At 59.3% G+C, this 2,295-nt stretch carries 1 protein-coding gene; it reads left to right on the top strand.

Annotated features, from left to right (window positions below; translation table 11 throughout):
- A partial coding sequence (locus ACFU74_RS37075) for a hypothetical protein (RefSeq protein WP_378878151.1) occupies window positions 1-1,026 on the top strand: 1,026 nt, incomplete at its 5' end.
- Window positions 1,027-2,295: the final 1,269 nt, after the last annotated feature.

Below are 2,295 nucleotides of genomic sequence, written 5' to 3'. Positions count from 1 at the left end.
CACCTGAGCGAGACCTATCAGAAACGCAGTAGTGGGTACCATACGCGCTATGCACTGGGCGCCATGCAAGCAGTAGCCGCCAGCTACACCGCCCTGAGTGTTGCCGAGGCCGAGCGTGTGCAAGCGCAAATTGCAACGCGATTGGACCGCGATGGGCTGAGCTGTACGTTCCGTCTGCAGGGCTCCGTTCCGGGCAACATTCATATCCGCGGCGTCAGTGATGTCGACTTCCTGGTTCTGGAGCAGCGGTTCCATCACTACGATGCGACGGGGGTCTTGGCGCTGGCTGGGCACTACCGTAACCCGTACCTGCCGTCAGCCGTCGATACATTGCTCGATCTGCGTCACCGACTGGAGGCGGCGCTGAAGGACGCCTATCCGGCGGCGGAAGTCGACTGCACAGGTGCCAAGGCCATCCGGCTGTCGGGTGGATCTCTGCGTCGCGAAGTTGATGTTGTGCCAGCTTCATGGAATGACACCGCCGAGTATCAGCGGACACAGTCCGAGGACTTCCGGGGCGTCAACATCCTCGACAAGCCTGCGCGTCAGTTGATCCACAACCTGCCCTTCCTGTATCTGCGACGCCTGCGCGAACGTGATGACGAAACGTGGGGCGGGCTTAAAAAGGCCATTAGGCTTTGCAAGACACTGAAGGCGGACGCCATCAGCGACGGAAAGAAAGTTGAAATCAGCAGCTATGACATTGCCTCTGCACTGTGGAACGCTGCTGCTGGAACTCTGCAGGCGGGTATCGTTAAGGAACTCAGCATCCTCGCAGCAACGACCGACTACTTCGTGTATCTGGTCGCCAATCCTGCTTACGCGAAGACGCTTCAGACCCCAGATGGATCGCGCAGGGTATTTGACACCCAGGTCAAATTGGATGCCGCGGCGGTGCTCGCGCAGGAGCTGCTGGAGCTCTCTCGCGCCGTCAGTGAGGAACACGCCCCGCGCACAGCGCACGCCAGCCTGCAAAACGATTGGCTAAACACGCTCAAGCAAACCTCTGTGCCAGTTGTCGATTGAAAGCGTACCGCGTGGGAATGAAATCCCACTGACCTGAGCAGGTCGATCGTTGACGCCCCGCGAATAGCAACGGGGGCACTCAACAGGTTTGGGAAGTATCGGGCGCATGAGGTAGATTCCTCACGCTGGCGCCTGCGGTACAAAAGTATGCCACGCGCACGCCCCCCCCCTCCCTCACGAGAGGTCCGCGTCACCACCGCTTGGCCTGGCTGGACGTTGAGGCCCGCATGCCAGGAATGCTTGATGGCCGCAGTTTTGCGGATTGGTCGCTGTTGCTGGCGTGGTAACGCAATGCGCGCGGGTTTCCCGTCAGTTCTGCCAGTGACCCTCAGCCCTTAGATTGAGGTACTGGAGCATCTCAAAGTCAGTTCGCCTACTCGTCAGATAGTATCGAACGACGCGACCGGCAACGTGGTTCTTCATGCAGCCGCCGGCGATCTAGCGTCAGGGCCGCCTGGCACACTCAGAGAAGGATGTCTGGCGTGATGTCCGTGGGGTCATCGCGCATCTTATCGACCCGCTTGAGAATCCGCTCCCTTTCTCGCCCCAGAGCGATGACATACGCTAGATCCTCCTGTCGAACGCGGCCCCTGTCGCAATAAGCACGGTTCTTCTGTTGGTCCAGACGCAGGTGAATAGGGCAGCTTTTGCTGGCACCCGGCTGATGCAGCGCCCAGTTCGGAGAACAGCGGAATTGCTCATACAGCACCGATTGCCTGTTGGAACGGTCGATCAGTGAATGTAGACGGGCAAGGTTTGCAATCCACGCCTCAAACGAGCTTATGTAACTGGACGCCGTTGCGTGCAGATCTGGCAACCGCATAGGGACCTCAGAGCGTCGATGCCCAAGGAGACGATCCATGCGAGACACGCTCATCCGCTCGGAGATCTCGCGAAGCTCCTCGCGCCGCTGCAGTAGCCATACGGCGTATGCCTGGCCTCTACAGCATAGGTGCGGCCTTAGAGTCACTGGAGCCCATCTGTTTCGCTGAGTGCGGCCGCCGCCTACTGTTCTCATGGCATGGACTCGGCAGCTGGAGTGTCCCCTGAGATAGGTGCGCCTAATTTGACGTGCAATGCACCTAAGAAGCTCCTCGTACGGCCTGATGGCAGTCTCGTGATCATCGGCAGGAAGGGGTAGCAAGAGTGCGGTCTTTGGCCGCTGCGTGAAGGAGGTTGGTGTTGGCAACAGCGCGTTGCGTACCATCGTGTTCGGGAGCTGGATCAGTGCGTACCAGTAACTGCCTGCGTTGCTCACAGCGTGATTCC

Source organism: Kitasatospora sp. NPDC057500 (assembly GCF_042802195.1).
Lineage (GTDB): Bacteria > Actinomycetota > Actinomycetes > Streptomycetales > Streptomycetaceae > Kitasatospora.
This window is presented reverse-complemented; position numbering and strand designations above follow the sequence as displayed.